General features: G+C 69.1%; 21 protein-coding genes. 6 read left to right on the plus strand and 15 right to left on the minus strand.

The features are described 5' to 3' along the window. Positions 1–61: 61 nt before the first annotated feature. The gene (locus ACWFR3_RS19785) at positions 62–1,048 is read right to left on the minus strand and encodes an SDR family NAD(P)-dependent oxidoreductase (RefSeq protein WP_453735896.1); all 987 of its coding nucleotides are present in this window, start codon (positions 1,046–1,048) and stop codon (positions 62–64) included. A 72-nt stretch (positions 1,049–1,120) separates the two neighbouring features. Here ACWFR3_RS19785 and ACWFR3_RS19790 point away from each other — a divergent pair, with 72 nt between their 5' ends. Then, a complete protein-coding gene (locus tag ACWFR3_RS19790; protein WP_453735897.1) occupies positions 1,121–1,729 on the plus strand; it encodes a TIGR03086 family metal-binding protein in 609 nt (202 codons plus the stop codon). Between the two features lie 36 nt (positions 1,730–1,765). Here ACWFR3_RS19790 and ACWFR3_RS19795 read toward each other — a convergent pair whose 3' ends face one another. Further along, a complete protein-coding gene (locus ACWFR3_RS19795; protein ID WP_453735898.1) occupies positions 1,766–2,305 on the minus strand; it encodes a hypothetical protein in 540 nt (179 codons plus the stop codon). 55 nt (positions 2,306–2,360) lie between these two features. On the opposite strand from ACWFR3_RS19795, the gene ACWFR3_RS19800 reads away from it, so the two are divergent. Beyond that, positions 2,361–2,885 (plus strand): NADPH-dependent FMN reductase, encoded by a 525-nt coding sequence (locus tag ACWFR3_RS19800; RefSeq protein ID WP_453735899.1) that lies wholly within the window; start codon positions 2,361–2,363, stop codon positions 2,883–2,885. Between the two features lie 163 nt (positions 2,886–3,048). On the opposite strand, the gene ACWFR3_RS19805 is transcribed toward ACWFR3_RS19800, so the two are convergent. Next, entirely contained in the window at positions 3,049–3,678 is a 630-nt protein-coding gene (locus ACWFR3_RS19805) for a YceI family protein (RefSeq protein WP_453735900.1), read from the minus strand. 410 nt (positions 3,679–4,088) lie between these two features. Here ACWFR3_RS19805 and ACWFR3_RS19810 point away from each other — a divergent pair, with 410 nt between their 5' ends. Together ACWFR3_RS19810 and ACWFR3_RS19815 are read left to right on the plus strand one after the other, a co-directional pair. After that, positions 4,089–5,684 carry an acyl-CoA carboxylase subunit beta gene (locus ACWFR3_RS19810; RefSeq protein WP_453735901.1) on the plus strand — a complete coding sequence of 532 codons (1,596 nt, stop codon included), beginning with the start codon at positions 4,089–4,091 and terminating at the stop codon, positions 5,682–5,684. A 32-nt stretch (positions 5,685–5,716) separates the two neighbouring features. After that, entirely contained in the window at positions 5,717–5,914 is a 198-nt protein-coding gene (locus ACWFR3_RS19815) for an acyl-CoA carboxylase subunit epsilon (protein WP_453735902.1), read from the plus strand. A gap of 87 nt (positions 5,915–6,001) precedes the next feature. On the opposite strand, the gene ACWFR3_RS19820 is transcribed toward ACWFR3_RS19815, so the two are convergent. From ACWFR3_RS19820 to ACWFR3_RS19830, 3 genes are read right to left on the minus strand one after another with little or no spacing between them, the layout of a single operon-like run. Continuing rightward, on the minus strand, positions 6,002–6,256 hold the full coding sequence (locus tag ACWFR3_RS19820) for a DUF397 domain-containing protein (protein ID WP_453735903.1): 255 nt from the start codon (positions 6,254–6,256) through the stop codon (positions 6,002–6,004). Continuing rightward, positions 6,253–6,495, minus strand: a complete 243-nt coding sequence (locus ACWFR3_RS19825) for a DUF397 domain-containing protein (protein ID WP_453735944.1) — start codon at positions 6,493–6,495, stop codon at positions 6,253–6,255. Before ACWFR3_RS19825 ends, ACWFR3_RS19820 begins: the two co-directional genes overlap by 4 nt. Then, positions 6,495–7,352 carry a helix-turn-helix domain-containing protein gene (locus tag ACWFR3_RS19830; protein WP_453735945.1) on the minus strand — a complete coding sequence of 286 codons (858 nt, stop codon included), beginning with the start codon at positions 7,350–7,352 and terminating at the stop codon, positions 6,495–6,497. The genes ACWFR3_RS19825 and ACWFR3_RS19830 overlap by 1 nt, the downstream gene beginning before the upstream one ends. 173 nt (positions 7,353–7,525) lie before the next feature. Between ACWFR3_RS19830 and ACWFR3_RS19835 the strand changes: the two genes are divergently transcribed. Then, positions 7,526–7,951, plus strand: a complete 426-nt coding sequence (locus tag ACWFR3_RS19835; protein WP_453735904.1) for an ATP-binding protein — start codon at positions 7,526–7,528, stop codon at positions 7,949–7,951. Positions 7,952–8,164: 213 nt separating this feature from the next. Here ACWFR3_RS19835 and ACWFR3_RS19840 read toward each other — a convergent pair whose 3' ends face one another. The 9 genes from ACWFR3_RS19840 to ACWFR3_RS19880 all read right to left on the minus strand — a co-directional run bounded on the left by ACWFR3_RS19840 (position 8,165) and on the right by ACWFR3_RS19880 (position 19,525). Beyond that, a complete protein-coding gene (locus ACWFR3_RS19840; RefSeq protein WP_453735905.1) occupies positions 8,165–8,770 on the minus strand; it encodes an RNA polymerase sigma factor in 606 nt (201 codons plus the stop codon). A 228-nt stretch (positions 8,771–8,998) separates the two neighbouring features. Continuing rightward, complete coding sequence (locus tag ACWFR3_RS19845) at positions 8,999–9,583, minus strand: GTP-binding protein (RefSeq protein ID WP_190084708.1); 585 nt, start codon at positions 9,581–9,583, stop codon at positions 8,999–9,001. Continuing rightward, positions 9,564–10,157, minus strand: a complete 594-nt coding sequence (locus ACWFR3_RS19850; RefSeq protein ID WP_453735906.1) for a DUF742 domain-containing protein — start codon at positions 10,155–10,157, stop codon at positions 9,564–9,566. Before ACWFR3_RS19850 ends, ACWFR3_RS19845 begins: the two co-directional genes overlap by 20 nt. 93 nt (positions 10,158–10,250) lie before the next feature. Further along, positions 10,251–10,664, minus strand: coding sequence for a roadblock/LC7 domain-containing protein (locus tag ACWFR3_RS19855; RefSeq protein WP_135330751.1), 414 nt, complete (start codon positions 10,662–10,664; stop codon positions 10,251–10,253). 10 nt (positions 10,665–10,674) lie between these two features. Continuing rightward, positions 10,675–13,851, minus strand: coding sequence for a nitrate- and nitrite sensing domain-containing protein (locus ACWFR3_RS19860; protein ID WP_453735907.1), 3,177 nt, complete (start codon positions 13,849–13,851; stop codon positions 10,675–10,677). A gap of 340 nt (positions 13,852–14,191) precedes the next feature. Further along, entirely contained in the window at positions 14,192–14,776 is a 585-nt protein-coding gene (locus tag ACWFR3_RS19865; protein ID WP_190084711.1) for a GTP-binding protein, read from the minus strand. Next, complete coding sequence (locus ACWFR3_RS19870; RefSeq protein ID WP_453735908.1) at positions 14,757–15,161, minus strand: DUF742 domain-containing protein; 405 nt, start codon at positions 15,159–15,161, stop codon at positions 14,757–14,759. Before ACWFR3_RS19870 ends, ACWFR3_RS19865 begins: the two co-directional genes overlap by 20 nt. Before the next feature lie 119 nt (positions 15,162–15,280). Next, positions 15,281–15,700 (minus strand): roadblock/LC7 domain-containing protein, encoded by a 420-nt coding sequence (locus ACWFR3_RS19875; RefSeq protein WP_098244998.1) that lies wholly within the window; start codon positions 15,698–15,700, stop codon positions 15,281–15,283. Then, positions 15,701–19,525: a nitrate- and nitrite sensing domain-containing protein gene (locus ACWFR3_RS19880; protein ID WP_453735909.1), complete on the minus strand. Its 3,825-nt coding sequence runs from the start codon at positions 19,523–19,525 to the stop codon at positions 15,701–15,703. Between the two features lie 572 nt (positions 19,526–20,097). Here ACWFR3_RS19880 and ACWFR3_RS19885 point away from each other — a divergent pair. Further along, positions 20,098–20,298, plus strand: a complete 201-nt coding sequence (locus tag ACWFR3_RS19885) for a hypothetical protein (protein WP_453735910.1) — start codon at positions 20,098–20,100, stop codon at positions 20,296–20,298. Positions 20,299–20,374 lie beyond the last annotated feature (76 nt).

Genomic DNA, 20,374 nt, shown 5'->3' on the forward strand with positions numbered 1-20,374 from the left:
CGTGATCTCGTACGAGGTGATGGTGATCCACTCGTCGTGCCGGTCCGGGGTCATGCCCTCATCATGCCAGGGCACTCAATCCCGTGAGCTCCGCGGAGAGTTGCCAGAGGCGGGCCGCCGACTCCGGGTCCCTCACCCACGGCTTGAAGCCGCCGATCAGCATGTCGTCCGTCGTGGCGGGCTCCGCCACGTCGCAGTCCTGGCAGTACGCGCCGCCATGGGCGTCGAGCAGCGGTGAGGTCGCCGCCCAGACCGCCGTGGCCGCGCCCTGCGCCGGGGTCTTGAAGCCCTGCGCCGGAGTGCCGTCCTCGGACATCCAGCCCTGCGCGAGCTGTTCCTCCCGGGGGATGTGGCGCTGCAGCGGGGTGAGGATGCTGCCGGGGTGCACGGCGAAGGCCCGTACGCCGGTGTCCGCCGCGCCCTGCGAGTCGAGATGCAGCGCGAAGAGCGCGTTCGCCGTCTTCGACTGGGCGTAGGCCAGCCAGCGGTCGTAGCCCTGGTGGAAGTGCGGGTCCGACCAGCGGATGCCGGAGAGGAAGTGGCCGGACGAGGCCACGGAGACCACGCGTGCGGTGCCCGGACGCAACGCCGTCCACAGACGGTTGACCAGGGCGAAGTGGCCGAGGTGGTTGATCGCGAAGTGGGACTCCCAGGCGCCGTCCGGGCCGACGCGGGCCTCGGGGCAGGCCATCACGCCCGCGTTGTTGATGACGATGTCGAGGCTGCGGCCGGTCGCGAGGAAACGGTCCGCGAAGTGCCGGATGCTGCCCTGGTCCGCCAGGTCCAGTGCGTGCACCTCCACGCGGTCCGTACCGCGCAGCGCGTCCTTTGCCGGGCCGGGCCTGCGCGCCGGGACGACGACGTGGGCGCCCGCCTTGGAGAGCGCGCGGGTGATCTCCAGGCCGAGGCCCGAGTAGCCGCCGGTGACCAGCGCGGTCCTGCCGTGCAGATCGATCCCTTCGAGTACGTCGTCCGCGGTGCTCAGCGCACCGAACGCAACTCCGATCCGCCGCTGTTGCCCTTGTTTCCGCTCTTGCTGTGTGGTCATGGGCGTGAAGCTAGATGCTGGACCGCGCTCTAGGGCAAGGTGGCGAACGCACCCCGACGAGCGGGAGAAGACATGAGCGACGAGCACGGCACGAACAGCACCTGGCCCATCCTCGACCGTGCGCACGCGGCGCTGCGCGCGGCCGTCCGAGGGGTACCGGACGGGGACTGGGACCGCCCGACGCCCTGCGCGGAGTGGAACGTCACCCAGGTCCTCCAGCACGCCGCCGGCGACCAGCTCGGCTACGCCTCGGCCCTCACCGGAGGCCCCGGTCCGGCGGAGGACCCGTTCGCCCCCTCCGGCAAGCTGGCGGATTCCCCCGGGGCCCTGCTCGAACCGGCGCTCGCGGCCACCGCCGAGGCCTGGGCGACGGTCGACGAGACGGTTCAGGAGGTACGGGTACCGCTGCCGCCCGGCACCATGACCGCGGCCCTCGGCGTCGGTGCCTGCGCGCTCGACGCCGCCGTCCACGCGTGGGACATAGCCGTGGCCACCGGCCAACCATCCCCGCTCGACGACGAGTTGGCGCGCCCGCTGCTCGACGTGGCCCGGCAGACCGTCGAGCCGGTCCGCGCCTTCGCCTTCGCGCCGGCGCTTGAGCCGGAGGCGGGCGGCATGGAAAAGGGCGAGGCAGCCGGACTACTGCGGTATCTGGGCCGCAGGCCCGACTGGACGGCGTAACCGGAAGCAGGGCCGGTCCGGGCCGGGCCGGGAGGCTCACACACGCCCCTCCGGGGGCGGCATGCTCCAGGACCCCGAGTGCCCGGGCGGCAGCGCCAAGTCGCGCCGGACCGCCTGGTAGTAGCCCTCGCGCGTGGTCCGCTGGCGTTCCAGGAGCGCGGACCACGCGGCGGGGTCCCTGGTGTCCTCGCGCAGGAAGCGTTCCATCTCGACGACCGTCAGGACCCAGACCCGCGCTTTGTCCACCACGTCCGGCGTACCGAGCATCAGCAGCGCCTCACCGGCCGGATCCCGCGCGATCGAGGCCTCCGCGAGGTGCGGCGCGGCCTCCTCGGGGGAGAGGGGGTGCGGATGCGGGTCGTTGCCGAGGTGGGACGCGACGCGGTAGGTGAGCGTGACCGACTGCTTCACGACGCGCGCGTAGTCCCCGTAGACGGCGAGCCGCCGCTCGTCCCAACGGGCGGCCTGCTCCCGCTGGAAACGGACCCGGTCGCCCCGGGTGATCGCCAGATACGACCCCAGCGCACCGACGATCACGCCTATCAGGGCAGGCAGTTGCTGTATGAACTCGGCCACGGCCCGAACGGTATAGGAGGTGCGGAGGGGCCGGACAGGTGGATACGTTCGTCCGATGGCCCCCATGATCCTGCTGCTGTCCGGAAGTCTGCGCGCCGGTTCCTCCAACGAGACCGTGCTGCGCACCGCGCAGGACGTGGCGCCCCCGGACGTACGCACCCTTCGCTACGACGGCCTCGCGACGCTGCCCCACTTCAACCCCGACGACGACACCGACCCCCTGCCGCGGGCGGTGGCCCGACTCCGCGCGGCGATCGACGAGGCGGCGGCGATCCTGATCTGCACGCCGGAGTACGCGGGTACCTTGCCGGGATCCTTCAAGAACCTGCTCGACTGGACGGTCGGCGGCACGGAAATCTCCGACAAGCCGGTCGCCTGGGTGAACGCGGCGGCCCCCGGCCGGGGAGAGGGCGCGGCAGCCACGTTGCGGACGGTGCTCGGTTACACGGGCGCGGCAATAAGGGACGAGGCGTGCGTCCGGATCCCGGTCACCCCGGCAACGCCGACCAAGTCCGGCATCATCACGGACACGACGGCGAGAACCCAACTGGAGCAGGCACTGACCGAGTTGCTGCGCTAGGCGGCGAAGTCCGTACAAAACCGCAACCAGCACGGGCCCGAGACGGCCCGCACCCTGCCCGAAAACGGGACGACCCACCCACCCCACCCCAGACACGGGGCAATCGGGTGGGTGGGTGGGAGAGATCCGCCGCGAAGCGGAGGGCCCGAAAACCGCCCAGGGCTCAGGAGCCAGACTTGATCGCGGAAATGTCAAAGCTCAGCTTGATCTTGTCGGAGACAAGCACCCCGCCCGTCTCCAGAGCGGCGTTCCACGTGAGCCCCCACTCCGAACGGAGAATCTGCGCCTGCCCCTCGAACCCGACCCGCTCGTTCCCGAAGGGATCCGTGGCCGAGCCGTTGAACTCGAGGTCGATGGAGAGCGGCTTCGTGGTGCCGAGGATCGTCAGGTCACCGGTGACCCGGTAGTCGTCGCCGCCCAGCGCTTCCGCCTTCGTGGAGCGGAAGGTCATCTCCGGGTACTTCTCGATGTCGAAGAAGTCCGCGCTCTTCAGGTGACCGTCACGATCCGCGCTGCCGGTGTCGATGCTCGCCATCTGCACGTCGATGGAAGCCGTGGACGCGGCGGGGTCAGTGCCGTCCAGGTGCAGCGTGCCCGCGACGTCGGTGAAGGAGCCCTTGACGTTCGTGACCATCGCATGGCGGGCGACGAAGCCGATCGACGTGTGCGCGGGGTCGATCGTGTACTCGCCGGTCAGCGCGGCCAGGTCCGGGCTGACCGGGGCGGACGCCGCGTCGGTGCCGGAGGGCGCGGCGGAGGAGGTGGTTTCGTTCTTGCGGCCGAAGAGACCCATGACTGCTCCTTGGGGACGAGCTGCGAGCGGGAGCCCGAGCTGCGAGCTACGAGGGGTGATGCCTGTCGAATGCCTGCTGAATGTCTGTTGAATGTTCAACGAGATTGACTCTAGCTCCATTCAGTTCAATGTTCAACATCAAGCGGAGCGTGTCGGTTCGCTCACGCACCGAATTCGACGGTAGCCCCGGCGCAGCAGACCCGCCTCATGCGTCTCGGCCAAAGGGTGTGAGGCGTCTCTCACCGCGCATGACCCCGCCCTTTGTCGAATCCCTACAGCGCGACGACCCTCTGAGCAGTCACTTAGGGCCCACTGGACCGGGCTTCTGTTCGGGGGTGCCAGGAAAACGGGCCGGAGACTGTTCATAGTCGACGGTCCGTTTCGGTAGGCGCACTTCGTAAGGTCACTACATGACCGTTTTGGACGACACCGCTTCTTCTCCCGAGGGCGAGCCCACCGACGCACGTGGACGCGTGGCCGAACTGCACGCGATCCGTGCCGAGGCCCTGCGCGGCCCGAGCGAAAAGGCGACGAAGGCCCAGCACGCGAAGGGCAAGCTGACCGCACGCGAGCGGATCGAGCTGCTTCTGGACGCGGGGTCGTTCCAGGAGGTCGAGCAGTTGCGCCGGCACCGGGCGACCGGGTTCGGCCTGGAGGCCAAGAAGCCGTACACGGACGGTGTCATCACCGGCTGGGGCACGGTCGAGGGCCGCACGGTCTTCGTCTACGCGCACGACTTCCGCATCTTCGGCGGCGCCCTCGGCGAGGCGCACGCCACGAAGATCCACAAGATCATGGACATGGCCATCGCGGCCGGGGCGCCCCTGGTGTCCCTCAACGACGGCGCCGGCGCCCGTATCCAGGAGGGCGTCTCCGCGCTGGCCGGCTACGGCGGCATCTTCCAGCGCAACACCAAGGCTTCCGGCGTCATCCCGCAGATCAGCGTCATGCTGGGCCCGTGCGCGGGCGGCGCCGCCTACAGCCCCGCGCTCACCGACTTCGTCTTCATGGTCCGCGAGACCTCGCAGATGTTCATCACCGGGCCGGACGTCGTCCGCGCGGTGACCGGCGAGGAGATCACCCAGAACGGCCTGGGCGGCGCCGACGTGCACGCCGAGACCTCGGGCGTCTGCCACTTTGCCTACGACGACGAGGAGACCTGCCTCGCCGAGGTGCGCTACCTCATCGCGATGCTGCCCTCCAACAACCGCGAGAACCCGCCCGTCCACGAGTCGGACGACCCGGCCGAGCGCCGCTCGGACGTCCTGCTCGACCTGGTACCCGCGGACGGCAACCGGCCGTACGACATGACCAAGGTCATCGAGGAGCTCGTCGACGACGGCGACTTCCTGGAGGTCCACGAGCGCTGGGCCCGCAACATCATCTGCGCCCTGGCCCGCCTGGACGGCAAGGTGGTGGGCATCGTCGCCAACCAGCCGCAGGCCCTGGCCGGGGTCCTGGACATCGAGGCCTCCGAGAAGGCGGCCCGCTTCGTCCAGATGTGCGACGCCTTCAACATCCCCATCGTCACCCTCCTGGACGTCCCCGGCTTCCTGCCGGGCGTCGACCAGGAACACGGCGGCATCATCCGCCACGGCGCCAAGCTGCTGTACGCGTACTGCAACGCCACCGTCCCGCGGATCTCGCTGATCCTGCGCAAGGCGTACGGCGGCGCGTACATCGTCATGGACTCCCAGTCCATCGGCGCCGACCTCACCTACGCCTGGCCCACCAACGAGATCGCGGTGATGGGTGCCGAGGGCGCCGCCAACGTGATCTTCCGCCGTCAGATCGCGGCCGCCGAGGACCCCGAGGCCATGCGGCAGAAGATGGTCAAGGAGTACAAGTCCGAGCTGATGCACCCCTACTACGCCGCCGAGCGCGGCCTGGTGGACGACGTGATCGACCCCGCCGCCACCCGCGAGGTCCTCATCAGCTCCCTGGCGATGCTCCGCAACAAGCACGCAGACCTGCCGTCGCGCAAGCACGGCAACCCCCCGCAGTAATCCTGCAGTAGCCCACAAGGAGAACGCTGCACATGACTACCCCCGACATCCGCGTAGAGAAGGGCCACGCCGAGCCCGAAGAGGTCGCCGCCATCACCGCGATCCTGCTGGCCCGCGCCGCCGCCACCGCACAGACCCCCGCCACGCCCCGCCGCGGCCGCGACAAGGCCGGCTGGCGCCGCCTGGAGCGCAGCCCCGGCTTCCGTGCCCCGCACAGCTGGCAGGGCTGACCGGCGCCCTGAAGCAGCCGGCAAGGCCGACAGGCACCCCGAAGGACCCCGCCCTGGTGCGGGGTCCTTCGGGGTTCGCCCGCGAGGTCAGTCGAACTCTCCGTCAAGCACCCCGAGTTTGAAGGCGTACCACTCCTCCGCGGTGAAGCGCAGGACGAGGCCGCGGGGGTCTGCGGGGTTGCGCAGGGCCACTGCGCCGTTCCCCAGCGGCGCTATCTCCACGGGGCCCTCCACGGGGCTCCCGGGGGTGCTTGTCCACTGGGCGCGGGAGATGTCGAGCGCGTAGAGCAGCGCCTTTTCCCGCTGTGTGACGCGTGTGCCGCTTGCAGTGTTCGTTCTCATATCTGCAGAATCCCGGAGTTGATTCCAGCGATGAATGCGCGCCATGCGGTGGAGTCGAAGACGAGTGTTCCGAACTCCCGATTCTTTGTGTCACGAATCGCCCGCTGATCGGCCGAAAGCTTCGTGTGCTCGATGCAGCCGTTCGAGGCGCCGCTGTAGGTACTCTTGTGCCAGTTCGCTTTCACTGATTCGTCTATTGCCTCTGTGAACGCGGGACTGGCCGCAGATGTGCGAGACATCACGACCCGCTCTCTTTCTTCATGTGGTCAAGGATGTACTGGCGCGACTCGGCGGGAGAGAGCGCGGCTGCCGTCAGGTCGTCCCAGGCTTTGGTGTAAACCTGGACGTCAGGCCGCTGCTCAAGCAACGTTCCCCCGGTCATGTGCTCCAACCAGGTCACCTCTATGGGGGGTTCTCCGTGCAGCGTGAAGATCGTGTACGGAGCGTACTGCGCGAGCGGCAATGCGATGTTCAGAGGGAGGATCTGAACGGTGACATTGGCCTGATTTCCCACTTCGATCAAGTGCTGAAACTGTTGATGGATCAATTCAGTGGGACCAGAAATGCGGTGCAGTGCCGGGGCGTCGATGATGACGCGCAGCCGGAATTCGGTGTTCCCGTGCAGCAGATCCTTGCGTCTCATTCGCGTCTTTACAAGGGTTTCGACGCGATCCGCTTCGGCTCCCGCGGTGAATATCTCCCGCATATATGCCTCTGTCTGGAGCAGGCCCGGCAGCACCATCGGCTCGTAAGCGCGGATGAGTGAGGAGTCGGCTTCCAGTGTGAGGTAGTCGCGCAAGTCGCCGCTGAGCAAGGGGCCCTGACCGGACCACCAGTCCACCTTGTGGATGTCCCTGGCGAGCCGCTTCAGATTCGACCGCTGCTGATCGTCCTCCACCCCGTACAGGTTGAGCAGGGTGGTGAGGTCGAGTTGCCGGATGCCCCGTTTGCCTGTCTCGATCTGGCTGATCTTTGGCTGCCCACACTCCAGTGCATCGGCCGCGTCCTGGACCTTGAGGCCGGCATCCGACCGGAGTCGTCGCAGCTCGGCGCCGAGACGACGGCTGCGCATGGTGGGCATATCACTTTGCGGCATGCGCACATGATGTCCCGCGCCTTCCGGCCAGACAACTGTCATCTTGCGCACCCCCCTTGAGGGATGTGAACAGTCAGTAATACTTGCCTAGGTGATAGATGCCTCGACATGATGCGAGTCCAACGTCCTTTGTTCTCGGTTGAGTTGACACCTACAGCGGTGCCGGAGGGGCAATGCCGAACACATCCGCGGAAGAGCTCGTAGTGATCAGCAGATCCTGCGAGGTCCGCATGGAGTACGACCCGCACTGCCTGGAGCAGATACGCCGGATCGTCGGCGCCTGCTTGCGCAGTTGGGGCCTGGAGGCGCTGGTCGACGACTGCGCCTTCGTGGCCACCGAGCTGTGCAGCAATGTGCGGCACTGCAGCTACTCGTCGTTCGAGTTCGCCGTCCGTCGTACGGGCGCCGAGGGTGTGCGCCTGGAGGTGACGGACACCTCCACCGAGCTTCCGGTGGTGCCCATGGAGCCCCCGGACCCGTTCCAGGTCAGTGGGCGTGGGCTGTTCCTCGTGGCGGCTCTGTCGGCCGACGTCGGGGTCGAACCGACGATCGGCGGAAAGATGGTCTGGGCTGAGCTCAAGGTGCCCGGTTTCGGCTGACGAGGCCGGTGGTGGGGGGTGAGACGTCGGCCTGACGCGATGCGTCGGCCGGCGTCCGCGTCTGTTTGTCGGCATGACTCTCCTCTCTTCGGTTGTCTCTCCTGGTCTCTCTCGGCCGTGCCCGTGCCCGTGCCTGTGCCTGTCGTTCTCGTGCTGTGTCTGTCGTACCGCTGCGCAGAAGGTGCCCTGCGGCCTGGTTGACCGGATAGCGACCTACCGGGCGGCGGTGTCCCCGAGCAGCTTCGCCAGTGCGCGCAGGCCCCGGTGTGCGGCGGTCCGGACGGTTCTCGCCCGTCTGCCGAGCACGGTGGCCGTCTGCCGGAGGTCGAGCCCCACGACGACGAGGAGGAGCAGAGCTTCGGCCTGCTCCTGCGGCAGCCGCGCGATGAAGGCGAGGGTTCGGTCGGCGGGCCGCGCGGGCTCGTCGCCGTCGGCCCCGCGCCGGTCCCGGAGGCCCGGCTGTTCCAGGGCTCTGGTGCGGACCACCAGCGCGCACCAGCCGCGGAAGTCGGCGCCGTCGCCCTGAAACTTGGCCAGATTTCGGGCTATGTACTCCCAACTTCGGCTCTGGACGCCGGGTGCCAGCGTCGGACCCACCAATCCCTGGGCGTACGACAGGAGTTGGTCGTGCAAGGAGCGGTAGAGCATCCGGAAGGCGGCCTCGTCCCCCCGCTGTGCCGCCGCCACCGTCTCGCCCAGGTGTTCGTCCGCTGTGAGCGCCCCGGAGCGGCTCTGCTGCCCGGCCAGTGGCGCCCGTGCCCGCTGTCCGGCCGGGGCACCGGCCGGGGAGACTCTCCCGCCTGAGTAGGACAGGCTCATGTGAGGGCTTCGCTTCCTGCTCGATCCGTCAGGGGAAAGAAGGGCAGGAGTAGTGGACGCGAACCTGCCTCTCCCTCCAGCGAGGGTCCCACCGAAAACATCACAGCGGCAGGCATGTGTTTTGGCCAAAGGTGCAACGCTGGGCAACGGCAGCAGGCTTCGCCACAGCAATTCGCCCCCGCCGGCAGCAGCCGGCGGGGGCGAAATGTCGTGCGTGGGCGGGGCTGGTTACCGCAGCCGCGCCATGAGCGCGTGCTCCACGAGCGTGATCAACCCGCTCTTGGCGTCGGCGCGGTGCCGCGCGTCGGTGGTGATGATCGGGGTGTCCGGACCGATCTGCAGCGCCTCGCGGACCTCGTCGGGCGTGTACGGCTGGTGGCCGTCGAAGCCGTTGAGGGCGATGACGAAGGGCAGTCCGGAGTTCTCGAAGTAGTCGACGGCGGGGAAGCAGTCGGCGAGCCTCCTCGTGTCGACCAGGACCACCGCGCCGATCGCGCCGCGTACAAGGTCGTCCCACATGAACCAGAAGCGGTCCTGACCGGGCGTACCGAAGAGGTACAGGATCAGGTCCTGGTCCAGGGTGATGCGGCCGAAGTCCATGGCCACCGTGGTGGTGGTCTTGTCCCCGGTGTGGGTGAGGTCGTCGATGCCCGCGGACGCGGACGTCATGACGGCCTCGGTGCGCAGCGGGTTGATCTCAGAGACCGCCCCGACGAACGTGGTCTTGCCCACGCCGAAGCCGCCCGCCACCACGATTTTCGCGGAAGTGGTGGAGCGGGCTGTTGCTCCGCCGCTAGAGCTTGCGAAGTCCACTGAGCACCCTTTCGAGCAGTGTCACGTCTGGCTGGCCGCCGGCGGTCTCGTCGCCGCCCGGCTGATGGATGGCGACAAGTCCGGCCTCCGCCAGGTCGGCTACGAGGATCCGGGCTACGCCGAGGGGAATGGAGAGAAGTGCCGAGATCTCAGCGACTGACTTGATCTCGCGGCACAGATTGCAGATCCGCTGATGCTCCGGCAACTGGCCCTGGAGCTGGTGCGGCTGGGCGGTGGTGTGCACCAGCGCCTCGATGGCGAGCTGGTAGCGGGGCCTGGTACGGCCGCCCGTCATGGCGTACGGACGCACCAGGGGGTTGCTCGCAGCGGGCGCCGGCTCGGGCGCTCGTCGCTGTGGTTGCACTGGCTGGATCCTGGGGGTATGAGGCTGCTCGTACGGGCTCTGGCGGGGGCCCGGCTGCTGCGGCTGCTGATAAGGCCTGCGGTGCTGGCTGGGCGCGGAGGGGAAGTTGTACCGGTTCGGCGCCCCTTCGTGCGGCCCCTGCCCCTGGCCGTGACCAGGCGACCAGTTGGCCGATGACGAACCGTCCGGGGGTGTTCCTGAACCTGCCACGTACTCCTCCTCCGACTGTGCCGGGCACCATCATTCTGGAGCCGCGTCCCGAAACCTTACGGCCACGGGACGCGAAAACGCACCGTACGTCTACTAGTTGAGAAGGCTCCCCTGCAGCTCCGCACGCAGGTCGGGCGTAAGTACGGTGCCCGCGCGGTCGACAAGAAGTGCCATCTCGTACCCAATGAGACCGATGTCCGCATCCGGGTGTGCGAGGACGGCGAGTGAGGAGCCGTCAGAGATGGACATGAGGAAGAGAAATCCTCGCTCCATCTCCACAACGGTCTGGGTCACGGAACCGCCCTCGAAGATCCGGGAGGCCCCGGCGGTGAGGGAGGTCAGACCGGACGCGACGGCCGCGAGCTGGTCGGCCCGGTCGCGGGGGAAGCCTTCGGACATCGCCAGAAGGAGTCCGTCGGCGGAGACCACCACCGTGTGGGACACCCCGGGGGTGTTGTCCACGAAGTTCGTGATCAACCAGTTCAGATTCTGCGCCGCCTGGCTCATCGGGCTCACACTAACGCTCCTGGTTGTAGGTGCTGTCAGGACCGAAGCCCTGGCCATTCGTGGTGTCACTGCCTGCGCTGCGTCCCCGCTGGACGCCGCGGCGCAGGTTGCTCAGCCGACCCCGCACGTCCTCGGGGTCGCGGGAGACCTGAGGGCCGCCCTGTGGGGTCTGTTCCGCCGTGCCCTCGACCAGATTGGCCTTGGGCACCCGCTTCGGGAGACCGGACGGGGTGACGCCACCCGCCTTGGGCTCCTTCAGCGATTCGGCGCGCTGCCAGCGGTCGTCGTTGGACGTACGCCAGCTGTTGTCGTCGGTGTTGCCGAACGCGTCGCCGGTCGGGGCCGGGGCGCTGCCGTTGCTGTTCGCACCGGAGCCGCCGCGGCGCGGAAGACCCGCGGCGGTGGTGTCGTGGACCGCGGAGGGAGCCGGCCCGGGACGCTCGAAGCCTACGCGCTCGGCACCGTTCGCGGGAGCCGCCGGACCAGATTCCGGTTCCGGAGAGTACTCGGCCTGATACGCACCCGAGTTGTCGTCGAATCCGCCGCGTGAGGGCCAGTCGTCCTGGTGAGAGCGGTCCGGGTAGGCCGTGAACGGCTCGGAGACGGCACCCGCGCCGGCGGCGCGGTCGTCGTGACCCGCTTCCGCATAGGGGGCGTCCTGGTAACCGTCCCGCGCCGGGTAGTACGGCTCGTCGTACGCCGGCTGCACGGCCTGGCCCTGGTTGTACTCGTCGTACGCCGGGGTCTGCTGGTCGTACGAGGGGTCGTAGCCGCCCTGCTGGTCGAAGCCGGGCTGCGCGTCCATGTCGTCGCGGAAGAGCGGGCGGCCGTCGGGGGACTGCGCCTGCGCCTCCAGAGCGGCGCGCCGCTCCTCGCGCATCAGCGAGCGGCCCACCGGGTCGAGATCCGGGGAGTCGGCGGCATCGCCGTTGTAGCGGCTGTCGTCGAAGCCGAGCTCGGCCGCCGTACGCATCGGCTCGTGGTGGAAGGCCGGCGGCTCGGGGGCCTGGTGCTGCTCCGGCATGATCGAGGAGACCGTGAACTCGGACTCCGGCAGGTGGTTCTCGCCGCCGCCACCGTGCGTGATGCCGTCGGGCAGCATGACGAGCGAGGTCGTACCGGCCTGCTCGCCCGAGGGGCGCAGCTGGACGCGGATGCCGTGCCGGTCGGAGAGGCGGCCGACCACGAACAGGCCCATGCGCTGCGAGATCGCGGCGTCCACCGTCGGCGGGTTGGCCAGTTTGTGGTTGATGTCCGCGAAGTCCTCGGCGGTGAGGCCGATGCCCTTGTCGTGGATCTCGACCATGATGCGGCCGTCGGGAAGACGGGTCGCGGTGACGCGGACCTTGGTCTGCGGCGAGGAGAACGTGGTGGCGTTCTCCAGGAGCTCGGCGAGCAGATGCACGAGGTCGGTCACGGCGAGGCCGTGGATCTCGGCCTCCGGGACACCGGACAGCTCGATGCGCTCGTACTGCTCCACCTCGGAGGAGGCGGCGCGCAGCACGTCGACCAGCGGGACCGGCTGGTCCCAGCGGCGGCCGGGCTCCTCGCCGGAGAGGACCAGGAGGTTCTCGCCGTTGCGTCGCATACGGGTCGCCAGGTGGTCCAGGCGGAAGAGGCTCTCCAGCTGGTCCGGGTCGGCCTCGTTGTTCTCCAGGTCGGTGATGAGGGTCAGCTGGCCCTCGATCAGGGACTGGTTGCGGCGCGAGAGGTTGGTGAAGATCGCGTTGATGTTGCCACGGAGCAGGGCCTGCTCGGCGGCGAGCCGGACGGCCTCGCGGTGCACCTGGTCGAAGGCGCGGGCGACCTCGCCGATCTCGTCCGTGGAGGAGATCGGGATGGGCTGTACGCGGGTGTCGACGCGGCCGGGGTCGGTGCGCGAGAGCTGGTCGACCAGCATCGGCAGACGCTGCTCGGCGATGCCGAAGGCGGCGGTGCGCAGCTGACGCATCGCCTTGGACATCTGGCGGGCCATCATCCCGGCCAGGATGAAGGCGGCGAGCAGCGCGATCACGACGATGGCGCCGGTGATGTACGCGTTGCGCTGGGCGTCGGCGGCGATGTCCGACGCCTCGGTCACCGCCTTGTCGGCGAGGTCCGACTCGATGGTGCGGTACGCGTCGAACTTGGCGGATGTGGTGGCCCACCAGGCCTCGGGGGTGATGCCCTTGCCCGCGAGGGCGACCCGGGCGCTGGGCTGCGTGGTCTGCAGCTGCGCCATGGCGGCGACCATCGCCTCGGACGACGGCGGCGGGACGAACGTCTCGCCCTTGGCCTTCGCGGCGGCCGCGGCCTGCTTGGCCTGCTTCTCGCCGTCGGCCTTCAGCTTCTTCTTCGCGGCCTCGAGCTTGGCGACGTCCGCGGGGGTGCCACCGCCCGTGTACTCCTCGATGGCGATGCCCTCGAGGTAGGCGTACGAGGAGAGCGCCACGCGCTGCTTGGCGAGGCTGGGAGCGGTGGGGCCGGGCTTGACGAGAATGTGCGTACCGATGGAGCGCTGCAGGGAGAGCGCGGCCTTGGTCAGCGAGATCGCGTAGACCGTACGCCCGTAGCTGGTGATGTTTCCGGTGCCCAGACCGAGCTCGTTGGCGAACTCCATCAGGGGGTGCTGGATGGCGACGTAGCCCTCTTCGGTCTGCGCGCCCGAGAGCTTGGAGGTGTACGCGGCCGCACGCAGGGACTGCAGACCGGGCTCCACCTTGTGGAATCCGTCGAGGCGGCGCTTGAGGCCTTCCTTCTGCGGCATGTTCTCCGCGGCGGCGTCGAACTCGGTCTTCGCCTCGTCGGTGGCCTTGCGGGCCTTCACGACGACCGGGTCGTTCTTCTTGCCGCGAAGGAGCGGAGCGGCGGAGAGGTCGCGCTCCTCGATGAGGCGGTTGCCGTAGTTCAGCGACGCCTGCACGAGGCGGGCCGTGTTCTCGGCGTCCTGGGCTTCGCTCCAGGTGTCGATCGACCCCTTTACCTGGAAGCCGCCCATGACGAGGCCGACGAGCACGGGTATGAGGAGGATCGCGTTCAGGCGGGTCGGCACGCGCCAGTTGCGCGGGGACATTCTGCCGCCGGAGGGAGCCGGGGTTTCCATGCCCTGCACATCGGCGGGGGACGCCGCTGTGCGCGGCGGCGGGGTGAAGTTGCCCCGCGTGTCCCGCGTCTGCGGCGGTGCGGGGCTCGTCTTGCTTCGCCTCACTCGACCAACAACCTCTCGGCGGCGGGACCTACACCGGTCCCGCTGTCGTCTCCAAGGCCCGTGCTACTGGGCAGTTCAGCGCATTCCAGCACGTCAGGGGGTCCTCCACCAAACAGTGAGAAGCGCTTGTTCCGAGTGGTGTAAGCCTCAGATAAAACGGTCAAAAAGAGCGAGCCCCGCCAAAAGGCGGGGCTCTTGTGCGCGCAGCGACACCGAATGACCGCGACGCGTGGCGGCGCCCGGCGAATTCTCTGTCGAAACGTTATGAACAGAGCGGTCATCCGTGTCAAAAGACACAGGCCGCTCTGTTGAATCTACGGCAACTGCCGTACTCCCTCGTCTACTTGAGTCGTGCCATAAGTGCGTGCTCGACCAGCGTGATCAGGCCGCTCTTTGCGTCCGCACGGTGTCGCGCGTCCGTGGTGATGATCGGCGTGTTGGGGCCGATCTGGAGAGCTTCGCGCACTTCATCGGGGGTGTACGGCTGGTGGCCGTCGAAGCCGTTGAGCGCGATGACGAAGGGCAGGCCGCTGTTCTCGAAGTAGTCGACGGCCGGAAAGCAGTCGGCGAGACGGCGGGTGTCGACCAGCACGACGGCGCCGATCGCGCCGCGCACGAGGTCGTCCCACATGAACCAGAAGCGGTCCTGACCGGGCGTACCGAAGAGGTACAGGATCAGGTCCTGGTCCAGGGTGATGCGGCCGAAGTCCATGGCGACGGTCGTCGTCGTCTTGTCCCCGGTGTGGGTGAGGTCGTCGATGCCCGCGGACGCGGACGTCATGACGGCCTCGGTGCGCAGCGGGTTGATCTCGGAAACCGCGCCCACGAACGTGGTCTTGCCCACGCCGAAGCCGCCCGCCACCACGATCTTCGCGGAAGTGGTGGAGCGAGCCGGCGCTCCGCTGCTAGAGCTTGCGAAGTCCACTGAGCACCCTTTCGAGCAGTGTCACGTCAGGCTGACCGCCGGCGTTCTCGTCGCCGCCGGGCTGGTGAATGGCGACGAGCCCGGCCTCGGCCAGGTCGGCCACGAGGATCCGGGCCACGCCGAGCGGCATGGAGAGCAGCGCCGACACCTCGGCCACCGACTTGACCTCGCGGCACAGGTGGCAGATGCGCTGGTGCTCGGGGAGCAGCCCCATCAGCTGCGCCGGGTCGGCCGTCGTGCTCACCAGCGCCTCTATCGCGAGCTGGTAGCGGGGCCTGGTCCGGCCGCCGGTCATCGCATAAGGACGCACCAGCGGCTGGTCGCCTTCAATGCCGTACGACGCGTGAGCACCGTACGGGTCGTGAGAGGCGTTGGGCGGGGTCATGGATCCTCCGGGCGGGACAGCAGGTGGTCTGCGTGCCGTCTGATAGAGCCGGTGGGGGGCACCAGGGTGGCCGGACGGTGGTCAGTACGTTCGGTCGGTGGGGCGGCCGATGAGAAAAGTCAGTGCAACAGGCTGCCCTGCAGTTCGGCGCGGAGGTCCGGGGTGAGGACGGCGCCCGCGCGGTCGACGAGCAGCGCCATCTCGTATCCGACGAGGCCGATGTCGCACTCGGGGTGCGCGAGCACGGCCAGGGAGGAACCGTCGGAGACCGACATGAGGAAGAGGAACCCCCGCTCCATCTCCACCACGGTCTGGGTGACGGCCCCGCCCTCGAAGATCCGGGAGGCTCCGGCGGTGAGAGAGGTCAGACCCGACGCCACCGCGGCCAACTGGTCGGCACGGTCACGCGGGAAGCCCTCGGACATCGCCAGAAGGAGGCCGTCGGCGGAGACCACGACCGTGTGGGACACCCCGGGGGTGTTGTCCACGAAGTTCGTGATCAACCAGTTCAGATTCTGTGCCGCCTGGCTCGGACTCAACTAACGCTCCTGCTGGTGAGTGGGGAAGCTGCCGGTCTGGCCGGTACCGGCCTGGCGACCCTGCTGGATGCCCCGACGGAGATTCGTCAGCCGGCCGCGTACCTCTTCGGGCGCACGCGAGACCTGCGGACCTGTGCTGTCCTGCTGCTGCTGTGCGGTGCCCGCGACGAGGTTGGCTCGCGGGACGCGGCGCGGCAGGCCGGATGTGGTGACGCCACCGGCGGACGGCTGCCGGACGCGCTCGGCCTGGCGGCCGAGCTCGTCGTTGGGCGAGGTGCGCCAGGATGCGGCGCTGCCGTTCGTGACGCCGTTGATGTTGTTGCCGCCGCCCGTTCCGTTGGACGCGGGAGCGGGCGCCTGCGCCGGACGCTGGGGTGCGGCCGGGTTCTGCGGCTGCTGGGCCCGGGGCCGCGGCGGGAGGGGTGCCGACTGCTGCGGGCGCTGCGGCTGCTGGGGCTGCTGCTGCTCGGGGGAGCGGTCGCCGCCCTGCGGGGCCTGGTATCCCTGCTGTTGCTGCTGGAACCAGTTGGTCTCCAGCGTGTCGAACAGCGGGGTGCGGCCGTCGCCGGGACCGGCGGGCGGCAGGCCCTCCGACGGCGAGGGCTGCTGCGGCTGCGAGGACTGCGGCGGCACCGGCGGGATGCCGAGCTGGCCGCCCTGGCTCTGGCCCTGACCGGGGCCCTGGCCGCGCCGGGGCGCCTCGTTGTCGTAGCCGGGGGCGCTGGTGCCGGGACGCTGGAACTGACCCGTGCCGGAGGAGGTGTCCTGGCCGAGCTGACCACCCTGGCTGCCCTGACCGCCCTGACCGCCCTGTCCGCTCTGGCCGCCGAAGACGTCCGGGCGTACGAACTGCCCGGTGCCCTGCTGGCCGCCCTGACCCTGACCGCCCTGGCCCGCGTTCTGCGGCGAGCCCGTGCCGGGCGGCGGACCGTTGAAGTCCGGCCGCGCGAACTCGGCGGTCGAGCCGGGGCCCTGCATGCTGTTGCCGGCCGAGGCGTGCGGGAACTGTCCGGTGGACTCAGGCTCCTCGTGACCGCGCGGGGTGTCGAACGGCTCGCGCGAGACCTGCGGCTGGGCGTTCTCGTCGCTCCAGCTGGGCACGCGGGGCTGCGGGTTGCCGCCGGGAAGCTCGGCACGCGGACCACCGCGCGGCGGCAGCTGCGGCCGGCGACCCTGATCCCCGGCGTTGTTCGCTGAGGGGTTCGCAGCGGGGTTCGCGGGCCCGGAGGCCGGGTTCACCGGATTCGTACGCTGCTGGGGCACGGGAGGCTGCGGCGCGGAACCCTGGCCGCGTCCCGCGCTCGGAGCACCCCCGAAGAGGCTGCCACCGGAGCTGCCCGCGGCACCGGCACCCTGCGCGGGCGGCCCCTGCCGGGGAGGCTGCTGACCCGAAGGACCCGAGAGCCCGGGAGGACCGGCCGGCGCGGACGGCGAACCGGTCCGCGGCCCCGCGTCACGCGAAGGCAGCGCGGCGCGCGGCCCCGATCCCGTGACCTGACCACGGGGCGGACCCGCACCGAGCCGTCCCGCGGAACCCGCGGGAGCCGAGCCGGGCGCACCGCTGCCCGCACCGACACCGCGGCGCGCGGCGGCCGCACCCGCGGAGGCCTGCGCGGCGACGGGGCCGCCGCTCTGGCCGGGGCCGGGCGTACCGGGCTTGTTCGGCGCCTTCTTGCCGCCCTGCGCGACATCGATGGGCAGCATGACCAGCGCGGTCGTACCGCCGGAGTCCGACGGACGGAGCTGGATGCGGATGCCGTGGCGCTGCGACAGACGGCCGACCACGAACAGACCCATGCGGCGCGAGACCGAGACGTCCACGGTGGGCGGCGACGCGAGCCGTTCGTTGATCGCGGCGAGGTCCTCGGGGGAGAGGCCGATGCCCGTGTCGTGGATCTCGATGAGCACACGTCCGTCGGGCAGCGCGTGACCGGTGACCTTGACCTTGGTCTGCGGCGAGGAGAACGACGTCGCGTTCTCCAGGAGCTCTGCGAGCAGGTGCACGAGGTCGTTGACCACGCGTCCGGCGACCTCGGTCGTCGGGACCGCGGAGAGCTCGATGCGCTCGTACTGCTCCACCTCGGACGCGGCGGCACGCAGCACGTCGACGAGCGGGACGGGCCGGGTCCAGCGACGGCCGGGCTCTTCACCGGCGAGCACGAGGAGGTTCTCGCCGTTACGGCGCATGCGGGTCGCGAGGTGGTCGAGCTTGAAGAGCGAGGAGAGCTGGTCCGGGTCGGCCTCGCGCGACTCCAGCTCGGAGATGAGCGAGAGCTGGCGCTGGATGAGGCCCTGCGAACGGCGCGAGAGGTTGGTGAACATCGCGTTGACGTTGCCTCGCAGGAGCGCCTGCTCGGCGGCGAGACGGACGGCCTCGCGGTGCACGTCGTCGAAGGCCGCGGCCACCTGGCCGATCTCGTCCCTGGAGTGCACACCGACGGACTCGACGGAGGTGTCGACGTCCTGCGGGTCGGCCTCGGAGAGCTGCTTGACGAGCTCGGGCAGCCGGTCCTGGGCGACCTTGGTCGCGGTGTCCTGGAGGCGCCGCAGCGAGCGGATCATGGACCGGGCCACGACGAAGGCGCCGACGAGCGAGACACCGAGGACGAGCAGGATCAGCGCACCGTTGAGGATGGCGGCCTGCTCGGACTCGTTGCGCAGCTCGCGGGCCTTCTGCTCCATCTCGTTGAGGAGCGTGAGCTCGATCTTGGACATCGCGTCGATCTTGGTGGTGTCGGCGTCCACCCAGTCCTTGTACGAGCGCTTGTCCTGGAGCTTGATGCCGCCCTCTTGGCTCAGCACACGCTTCGCGTAGGAGTCGGCGCCCTCGATGGACGAGTTGCCGCCGTCGATGGGCTTGGTCAGCTCGTCGGGGTTGCCGGCGTAGATGCCCTTGAAGGCATCGAGCTCGGAGTTCTCCTTGTCGAGCGCGGCGAAGCCGTAGCGCCGGTCGGTCTCGGAGATGGTGCCGAACGTGCTGTCGCCCGCGGGAAGCGCGGCGGCGATCACGGCGCGCTGCACCGAGGCGTACTCCTTGGCGGAGGAGAAGGCCGTCAGGGCGCGGGTGCGCTGGATCATGTCCGGGTTGCTGGTCGCCTGCGCCATGTCCGAGGACAGGGAGAGCAGCTGCTCGATGAGCTGGCTGTAGGCGTCGATCGTCTGCGACGTCGACTTCTTGTCGCTGTACGCGTTCTGGCGTACGTCGCTGATCTTCTGGAGCTGCTGGGTGATCTCGACCGTGTTCGCCCGGACGCCGAGGAGACCCTTGTCGCTCTCGGTGTTGTCGAGCTCCTGCGTCTCCTGGAGGAAACGGTTGTACGCGCGGTTGGTCTTCTCCCTGGAGCCCTTGACCACGTAGTCCGACGCCTTCGCGTCGTGCGCGAGGGGACCTGCCGAGCGGTCGCGCTCCTCCTGGAGCGCGGAGGCCAGCTCGGTGGCCCGCTTGGTCATGTCGGTCAGCATCTTCATGTTGTTGAGCTGCTGGATCTCGTCCATCGACTCATTGATACGAAGAGCGCCGAGCGAGGTCGCGGTGATCACGGGGAGCGCGAGCAGCGAGACAAGTCGGGTCGAGATGCGCCAGTTGCGCAGGGCTATTCGGGAGCCGGGGCCTGTGGGCGATTTCGCGGTGCCCGTGGTGCCGCCCGTCGGCGCGCCGGCCGTGGGCAGGCTCGTGCCGCCCGGACCGCGCACGGCGCTCGGGCCGCCGTCGCCGGGGGCCTGCCCGGGGTTCTGGGCGTGCTGGGCCGAGGAGCCGCGGTCGGTCCCGCCGCGCTCCGGCTCCGCCGCAGCGCTGCTGCCATCCCTCTTGAAACGTCCCTGCACTAGCGTCGCAACCTCTGGACCAGGCGTCCCTCCGCACAAACGGCGGGACGGTGTCGGCGTCGTGGGGCGCAGAACGCCCCATGGTGGTCGTGAGTGACCGGCGCTGCTCCCCTTTCCCGCCGCCACTCGGCGCTGCGTTGCGCCCCTGCGCGCCGGTTCGATCCCGCGGCGGTCCCGGGAATTCCAGCACAGTGCAGGATCTCCAACAAGGCCCGTGTGTCGCGTCGAGACCTCCGTGACACGGCGTGAGTGGCGCGTCACGAGACGTAGAAAGTTATCTGGGCAAATCGGTCCATTAAGCCCGGGAAACCTACAGTCGAGTGGTGTCCCAGTCTTCATGATCGGGAGCGGAATGGTGGCTTCAGTGGCGCAATGTCCGATTCCAACAAGGCCTTCACGGGCCTGAATTGACCTATTTGCCCGCTCGCTCGTGAGCAAACTCACATCAAGATCAAGGCCTCCCCAAAGCTTTGGCCGGGAATTGGATGTTTAGCCTGACGCTTTACAGGGATGGCGAATCCGACAACCCGCGCCCGTACGGGACGCCTCAACCGACAGGATCCGAACACCAGATGAAGACTGTGAAGTCGGCGATGTTCCGCAACATAGCCAACCCCCGCCGCACCACCCTCGCCCACCTCACGGACGCGCAGGAGGTCGCCCCGGCCGCCGAGCAGCCGGACCACGCCCTGGAACTGCCGACGGTGACGGCCAACCCGAAGCGCACGATCCTGATGGACGCGCCGGAGCAGTCCAGCCCGGCCGGGGTGTAGTCCAGCCCGTCCGGGGTTTGAGGACGAGCTCGCGCAGCGGCGACAGACGGGGCGGCGGCTCGGGGTCACGTGGGAT

Source organism: Streptomyces sp. NPDC055189 (genome assembly GCF_053606765.1).

Coding starts and splice junctions, on each gene's coding strand:
- ACWFR3_RS19785 (WP_453735896.1), bottom strand. CDS start 1,048: ATGACCACACAGCAAGAGCGGAAACAAGGGCAACAGCGGCGGATCGGA.
- ACWFR3_RS19790 (WP_453735897.1), top strand. CDS start 1,121: ATGAGCGACGAGCACGGCACGAACAGCACCTGGCCCATCCTCGACCGT.
- ACWFR3_RS19800 (WP_453735899.1), top strand. CDS start 2,361: ATGGCCCCCATGATCCTGCTGCTGTCCGGAAGTCTGCGCGCCGGTTCC.
- ACWFR3_RS19805 (WP_453735900.1), bottom strand. CDS start 3,678: ATGGGTCTCTTCGGCCGCAAGAACGAAACCACCTCCTCCGCCGCGCCC.
- ACWFR3_RS19810 (WP_453735901.1), top strand. CDS start 4,089: ATGACCGTTTTGGACGACACCGCTTCTTCTCCCGAGGGCGAGCCCACC.
- ACWFR3_RS19815 (WP_453735902.1), top strand. CDS start 5,717: ATGACTACCCCCGACATCCGCGTAGAGAAGGGCCACGCCGAGCCCGAA.
- ACWFR3_RS19820 (WP_453735903.1), bottom strand. CDS start 6,256: ATGAGAACGAACACTGCAAGCGGCACACGCGTCACACAGCGGGAAAAG.
- ACWFR3_RS19825 (WP_453735944.1), bottom strand. CDS start 6,495: ATGTCTCGCACATCTGCGGCCAGTCCCGCGTTCACAGAGGCAATAGAC.
- ACWFR3_RS19830 (WP_453735945.1), bottom strand. CDS start 7,352: ATGCCGCAAAGTGATATGCCCACCATGCGCAGCCGTCGTCTCGGCGCC.
- ACWFR3_RS19835 (WP_453735904.1), top strand. CDS start 7,526: ATGCCGAACACATCCGCGGAAGAGCTCGTAGTGATCAGCAGATCCTGC.
- ACWFR3_RS19840 (WP_453735905.1), bottom strand. CDS start 8,770: ATGAGCCTGTCCTACTCAGGCGGGAGAGTCTCCCCGGCCGGTGCCCCG.
- ACWFR3_RS19855 (WP_135330751.1), bottom strand. CDS start 10,664: ATGAGCCAGGCGGCGCAGAATCTGAACTGGTTGATCACGAACTTCGTG.
- ACWFR3_RS19870 (WP_453735908.1), bottom strand. CDS start 15,161: ATGACCCCGCCCAACGCCTCTCACGACCCGTACGGTGCTCACGCGTCG.
- ACWFR3_RS19885 (WP_453735910.1), top strand. CDS start 20,098: ATGAAGACTGTGAAGTCGGCGATGTTCCGCAACATAGCCAACCCCCGC.